A 5,914-nucleotide genomic window follows, 5' to 3' on the forward strand; every position below is an offset into this window, starting at 1 on the left:
AACCCGGCCCGCTATTTCGACATGGGCGATCACTTCGGACAGGTGGCGGAAGGCATGAATGCCGATCTGGTGCTGCTGCGCGCCAACCCCCTCAAGGACCTGAGCAACCTCCGCGATCCCCGCGGCGTGATGATCCGGGGACAATGGATTGATGCCGAGCAAATCGGCGCGACCCTGCGGGAAATCGAGGACCGCTACGCCCGCGATTGAACGACCCCGTTCTTGCTTTGGAGAGGCCGCCGACCAGGCGGCCTCTCCCCCCCTACCCCAGTCATTCTCTCCCCAGGCTGTAACAGTCACGAGACTCCCTCGTCCTACTTCCGGCCGCTAAGTCTCAAGCGACCCAAAAGACGAGGAGAAATCAATGAGACTGGCAACACCGCTCGCATTCATGATCGTGCTGTGCTTCGGCATGGCCCTGGGCGCGGTCATTACCCTGAGTGCCCAACCAGGTTCCGGGGACACGTCCAGCACTGATAAAAACAACACACCCTTCGAAACATTTGAGCTTTCGACATTTGAGGCACTGCTTAGCGCAGATTCCTCTTTTGTCGTCCATGTTCATGCCGATTGGTGCGCCTTCTGTCGTGCCCAATCCCCCACCTTGGCGGCTCTGGGCTCGGATACACGCTTCGAAGAACTGCAGCTTCTGCGAGTTGAGTTCGACCAGCAGCGGGATGCCCTGGCCCGATTGGGCGTCAATCATCAAAGCACCTTGATTGCCTTTCATCAGGGCCACGAAGTCGACCGACTCATTGGCGATACCGATCCCGAACGTATCGAGGCCCTGTTCCTGGCAGCCCTCGAAGACACTGAATCCACCCCCTGAGCGGGGCCCATTGACCAGACAAACCCTGGCATTTTCTTAAACCACAGGAGCTATCCATGTCTCAATCACGACTGTCGATCATCAAGATGTGCCTGATCAGCCTGGCCATGCTGCTGCCCGTAAGCAGCATGGCGGACGAGCCCCCGCCCGCCTTCACCCAGGACCGCTTTGAAGCATTGCAGCAAGAGGGTGCCGTCATCCTGGTGGATGTCTGGGCCTCCTGGTGCCCAACCTGCCGCGCCCAGGGAGAGGTTCTGAGTGATCTTCTCTCCGAGGAAGATTTCGCGGAAGTCAAGAAACTCCGGCTGGACTGGGACGAACAGAAGGAACATGCCGAATCCCTGGATGCATGGCGTCAAAGCACGCTGATTCTCTATCGGGGAGAAAATGAAATGGCACGCGTGGTGGCCGAAACCCGTGAGTCGGCCCTACGCAACTTTCTGGAGGCCGCACTCTGATGGAGATCGGCCTGCTGACTCTGGTTCTGGCGGCGGCCGCCGGGGCCCTGACCCTGCTCAACCCCTGTGTGCTGCCGTTGCTGCCGATGCTGGCAGGTGCGGCTACCAGCCGTAACCGCCTGGGCCTGATCGGCCTGGGTGGCGGCATGGTGGTGGCCTTCACTGCCGTCGGCGTTCTGCTTGCCGGCGGCGGTGAACTGGCCGGACTCAGCGAACAGCAATGGCGCACCACCGCCGGGGTGCTGATGGTGCTGTTTGGCATTGTTCTGGTGAGCGCCCACCTGCAAAGCGGGTTTGCCGCAATCACCCAACGACTCAGTAGCGCCAGCCACGAACGCGCCAGCCGAATTCGAAGCGATCACCCGGCGGCCCAGTCAGCGGTGGGGCTGCTATTGGGCATTGCCTGGACTCCCTGCATCGGCCCGACCATCGGCGCCGCCATCGGCCTGGCGGCCACCGGCGAGAGTCTGGGGGCAGTCACGGTGGTCATGCTGGTCTTCAGCATTTTTGCAGTCCTGCCCCTGATCGGCATCGGCCTGGCCTCACAGGCAATGTTCATGCGCAATCGGGACAGGATGGCGAGGATCGGCGAGATCGGCCGCAAGGTCATGGGTGCCAGCCTGCTTGCCATCGGCCTGCTGGTTCTTACCGGCTATGACAAGGTGCTGGAAACCTGGCTGCTGAATATCAGTCCGGACTGGCTGGTCCGGCTCACCACCAGCGTCTGATCATCGCCCCCACCGGGCCAGCAAGTCATGTTCGACACCCAGGTGATCCAGGGTCCGGGCAACGACGAAATCGACCAGATCCTCGACCCGCTCGGGCTTGTGGTAGAAGCCCGGATTGGCCGGCAGGATAATCGCGCCCATGCGGGCCAGCCGCAGCATGTTTTCCAGGTGAATCTCCGAGAAGGGAGTCTCCCGGATCACCAGCACCAGTCTGTGACGCTCCTTGAGCACCACATCGGCGGCCCGTTCGATCAGGCTGCGGCTGGCACCCATGGCAATATTGGAAACGGTGGCGGTGGTACAGGGACAGACCACCATCCGCCGGGGCGCACCCGAGCCACTGGCCGCTGCTGACGTCCATTCATCCTGGCCGTAGACCAGCAGACGATCTGACGTCACCCCGCTTCGCTCGGCCAGAAAACGACCCATATCCGCCTGGCGCCCGGGCAGGGAAAGATCGGTTTCGGTGCCGATCACCACCTGGGCAGGCCGGGAAATCATCAGATGCACGCGATGGCCGGATCGCAGCAGGCAATCCAGCAGACGCAGACCATACTGGGCACCGGAGGCGCCGGTAAAAGCCAGACTGATGTCGTCGCGGTAGTCCCTGGACTCACTCATCAGCGGTTTCTCCCCGTGTTTCTCGCAATGCTGTCAGCAGCCTGCCATGAATCCCCTCGAAGCCGCCATTACTCATGATGGCAACCTGATCGCCAGCCTGCAGCTCGGAGGCGAGTCGATCCAGTAGCGCGTCGGTGTCCCTTGCCACCGTCAGCTTCTCGCCCAGACTTGCTTCCAGCGCCTCTCCGGCCCAATCGAGTTGAGACGGCACGTAGAGGTAGATACGGTCTGCCCCGGCCAAGGCTTCGGGCAAGGCATCCCGGTGCGCGCCCATGCGCATGCTATTGGAGCGGGGCTCGAGAATCGCGACCCGACGGCCGGCCGGCAGGGCAGCCAGCGTCTTGGCAATGGCAGTGGGGTGATGGGCGAAATCGTCATAAAGCGCAATGCCGGACACCTCACCAATCGCCTCCAGCCGACGCTTCATGCCGCGGAATTCGCCCAGGGCCTCAATGGCCACCGACGGCGCCACCCCGGCATGGCGGGCAGCGGCAATGGCGGCCAAGCCATTCTGGGCGTTGTGTTCCCCGCGCATCTGCCAGCGCAATCGCCCAACTCGTTCACCGGCCACGTGCACATCAAATGCCGTCCAGCCCGAATCGGGCTCGGTGGCCGTCACGCCCTCCCGCTCATCGCCCAGATGCAGCACCGGCGTCCAACAGCCCATCTCCAGAACTTCATCCAGGGCCGGGCAATCCCGAGGGCGAATGAGCAGGCCACTGCCGGGCACGGTTCTCACCAGATGGTGAAATTGACGCTGGATGGCGGCAAGATCGGGAAAGATATCGGCATGATCGTATTCCAGATTGTTCATGACCAGGGTGCGGGGCCGGTAGTGAACGAACTTGGAGCGCTTGTCGAAAAAGGCACTGTCGTACTCATCGGCCTCAATCACGAAGAAAGGGCTTTGACCCAGCCGCGCAGAGACCGGGAAGTTGCCCGGCATGCCGCCAATGAGAAACCCGGGGCTGAGCCCCGCGTACTCGAGAATCCAGGCCACCATGCCGGCGGTCGTGGTCTTGCCGTGGGTCCCCGAGATGGCAATCACCCAACGCTCCCGCAAGACCTCCCGTGCCAGCCAGTCGGGGCCGGAGGTGTAGGGAATACGACTTTCCAGCAGCGCTTCCACCACCGGGTTCCCTCGCGACAGGGCATTGCCCACCACGACCTGATCCGGTGCGGGGTCCAACTGGGCTGGATCCCAACCCTCGGTCAAATCAATACCGAGCGCCGCCAACTGATCGCTCATGGGCGGATACACGTTCTTATCGGCGCCGCTAACGCGCCAGCCCAGCTCACGGGCCAGGGCAGCCAAACCGCCCATGAATGTGCCGCAGGCTGCCAACAGATGAAAGTGACGCCCTTGGTTCTGATCAGAGTTCTGGTGGGAAGACATAAAAGGTCGCCGTGATATTGATTAACGTATAAGCCAGTGACAGAAGCAGTGCCCGTGCCATTGACCAATCCAGGGCATGTCTAAGGATATGGGCCAGAAGAGCAATACTCCAGAATACCAGGGCCAGACTGGCCACCACCGCCAGGTCCAGCAACAGACCACCATTGTTCTCCGGGGATACCAGCACGGTAGCAAGTGGCATCCCCATCAGATTCAGCCAGGCGCCGCACAACCAGATCGCTTGCAGTGACTGCGGCAGGCGACTCTGTCGCCCGGTAAATCCGAGCACCAGCCAGATAAAGCCCAGGGTCAAGGCGAGGTCCAGCAACAACAAGGCGGGCAGCGGATGATCCAGGGCGCGCAGATGCAACAGCACGGCGCCGGAAATCACGTAGACGCAGCCCGCCATCAAGGTCCAGGCCGTATCTGAAGGAAGATCCTGCGGACCCTGGCGGAAGACAAGGATTTGCCACCCCTTCAGGAACCAGTGCTTGATCCAGGCCATCGACAGTCTCCGCCACCGAGATAAAACACCGCATGCTACCATTCTCGCCTTACGGACAAGAGCGAAAGGCCACCGAAATGACAGAAACCGAATACATCGACAGCCCTGAGCAGCTTGCCGCTTTCGTTGCCGGCATCCGCGAATGGGATTGGCTGGCGGTGGACACCGAATTCATCCGGGAAGACAGCTACTGGCCCGAGCTCTGCCTTGTTCAGGTGGCGGCCGGCGACCGCCTGGCCTGCATCGACCCCCTGCAACTGGACGAGGCCGGCATGGCGCCTCTCCGTGACCTGATGCTGGACCCTGCCAAATTGAAGGTCTTCCATGCCGCCCGGCAGGATCTGGAGGTTTTCTTCCACTGCTGGCAAGCCGTGCCGGCACCGGTGTTCGATACCCAGATTGCCGCGGCGATGCTGGGCCATGGGGACCAGGTTGGCTACGCCCGTCTGGTACAGGTTGTGTGCGGCAAGGAACTGGCCAAGGGCCATACCCGCACGGATTGGCGCGCCCGCCCCCTGTCACCGGAGGCGATCGAATACGCCGCGGATGATGTGCGCTACCTGGGCCCAGTCTTCGAACACCTACGGCAGGGACTGGTCAACAGTGGGCGAATGGAGTGGCTGGAGGAAGAGTTCCAATCCCTGACCGATCCGGCTCTCTACCTGCCCGATCCGGATAATGCCTGGAAGCGGGTCAAGGGTTACCGAAAGCTCAAACCCCGGCAAGTGGCCGTACTGGTCAGCCTGGCACGATGGCGTGAGGAGGAAGCACTCGCCCGCAATCGGCCACGCCGCTGGATACTGAAGGACCAAGCCATGATTGACCTCGCCCGACGGCCGCCCAAACAGGCCAGCGACATGGAGGACATGCGCGATGTCCCCGATGCGGTACGCCGCCGCCATGGCGACAAGATCGTTGCGGCGGCAGAGGCTGGCTTGCAAGAGCCACCACCGGCGTTGGCCGATACACCCGAGCGTCTCAGCCCGGCTCAGGAGGCGCTGGTCGATGCGATGATGGCCGTGCTTCGCGCCCGCTGCGCCGATCACGACATGAGTCCTGCGCAGGTGGCAACCCGCAAACAACTGGAGGCGCTGGTCCGTGGGGAGCGGGACCTGCCGTTGCTCAAGGGCTGGCGAGCTGCCATGGCGGGCCGCGACCTGGAGTCTCTGCTTCGTGGGGATCTGAAGCTGGCCGTATCAGCAGGGCGACTGGTCTTCGAGAAATAGTCCGCCTGGCAAGGCGGCAGGCCTGAGGGCCGGCAATGCCGGCCCTTCCTCGTTTCCGCATCAGCGGCGAAGGCCGCGCTTTTTCTTGGAAGCCTTCTTCTTGGAGGCCTTCTTCTTGGAGGCCTTCTTCTTGGAAGCCTTCTTCTTGGAG

Annotated in this window: 8 protein-coding genes; 5 read left to right on the top strand and 3 right to left on the bottom strand. The window is 62.1% G+C overall.

Translation table 11 applies throughout. The features are described from left to right. The 4 genes from VCB98_RS13475 to VCB98_RS13490 all read left to right on the top strand — a co-directional run. Nucleotides 1-210: amidohydrolase family protein (locus tag VCB98_RS13475; protein ID WP_346053406.1), on the top strand; the 210-nt coding region annotated here is incomplete at its 5' end. Nucleotides 211-364: 154 nt separating this feature from the next. Then, on the top strand, nucleotides 365-829 hold the full coding sequence (locus VCB98_RS13480; RefSeq protein ID WP_346053408.1) for a thioredoxin family protein: 465 nt from the start codon (nucleotides 365-367) through the stop codon (nucleotides 827-829). 56 nt (nucleotides 830-885) lie between these two features. Next, entirely contained in the window at nucleotides 886-1,287 is a 402-nt protein-coding gene (locus VCB98_RS13485) for a thioredoxin family protein (protein ID WP_346053410.1), read from the top strand. Beyond that, entirely contained in the window at nucleotides 1,287-2,015 is a 729-nt protein-coding gene (locus VCB98_RS13490; protein ID WP_346053412.1) for a cytochrome c biogenesis CcdA family protein, read from the top strand. Before VCB98_RS13485 ends, VCB98_RS13490 begins: the two co-directional genes overlap by 1 nt. On the opposite strand, the gene VCB98_RS13495 is transcribed toward VCB98_RS13490, so the two are convergent. Genes VCB98_RS13495 through VCB98_RS13505 form a run of 3 tightly spaced genes read right to left on the bottom strand, consistent with a single transcriptional unit; the run spans nucleotide 2,016 to nucleotide 4,537 of the window. Next, nucleotides 2,016-2,636 (bottom strand): flavin prenyltransferase UbiX, encoded by a 621-nt coding sequence (locus VCB98_RS13495; protein ID WP_346053414.1) that lies wholly within the window; start codon nucleotides 2,634-2,636, stop codon nucleotides 2,016-2,018. Beyond that, on the bottom strand, nucleotides 2,629-4,032 hold the full coding sequence (mpl, locus tag VCB98_RS13500) for a UDP-N-acetylmuramate:L-alanyl-gamma-D-glutamyl-meso-diaminopimelate ligase (RefSeq protein WP_346053416.1): 1,404 nt from the start codon (nucleotides 4,030-4,032) through the stop codon (nucleotides 2,629-2,631). Before mpl ends, VCB98_RS13495 begins: the two co-directional genes overlap by 8 nt. Beyond that, entirely contained in the window at nucleotides 4,010-4,537 is a 528-nt protein-coding gene (locus VCB98_RS13505; RefSeq protein ID WP_346053418.1) for a hypothetical protein, read from the bottom strand. The genes mpl and VCB98_RS13505 overlap by 23 nt, the downstream gene beginning before the upstream one ends. Nucleotides 4,538-4,614: 77 nt before the next feature. On the opposite strand from VCB98_RS13505, the gene rnd reads away from it, so the two are divergent. Continuing rightward, the gene (gene rnd, locus VCB98_RS13510) at nucleotides 4,615-5,763 is read left to right on the top strand and encodes a ribonuclease D (protein WP_346053420.1); all 1,149 of its coding nucleotides are present in this window, start codon (nucleotides 4,615-4,617) and stop codon (nucleotides 5,761-5,763) included. Nucleotides 5,764-5,914 lie beyond the last annotated feature (151 nt).

This window comes from Natronospira elongata, from assembly GCF_034931365.1.
Classification (GTDB): domain Bacteria; phylum Pseudomonadota; class Gammaproteobacteria; order Natronospirales; family Natronospiraceae; genus Natronospira; species Natronospira elongata.

What these genes read in the sequence shown, in the direction of transcription:
- rnd (WP_346053420.1), top strand. Translation starts at nt 4,615, where the DNA reads ATGACAGAAACCGAATACATCGACAGCCCTGAGCAGCTTGCCGCTTTC.
- VCB98_RS13490 (WP_346053412.1), top strand. Translation starts at nt 1,287, where the DNA reads ATGGAGATCGGCCTGCTGACTCTGGTTCTGGCGGCGGCCGCCGGGGCC.
- VCB98_RS13480 (WP_346053408.1), top strand. Translation starts at nt 365, where the DNA reads ATGAGACTGGCAACACCGCTCGCATTCATGATCGTGCTGTGCTTCGGC.
- mpl (WP_346053416.1), bottom strand. Translation starts at nt 4,032, where the DNA reads ATGTCTTCCCACCAGAACTCTGATCAGAACCAAGGGCGTCACTTTCAT.
- VCB98_RS13485 (WP_346053410.1), top strand. Translation starts at nt 886, where the DNA reads ATGTCTCAATCACGACTGTCGATCATCAAGATGTGCCTGATCAGCCTG.
- VCB98_RS13495 (WP_346053414.1), bottom strand. Translation starts at nt 2,636, where the DNA reads ATGAGTGAGTCCAGGGACTACCGCGACGACATCAGTCTGGCTTTTACC.
- VCB98_RS13505 (WP_346053418.1), bottom strand. Translation starts at nt 4,537, where the DNA reads ATGGCCTGGATCAAGCACTGGTTCCTGAAGGGGTGGCAAATCCTTGTC.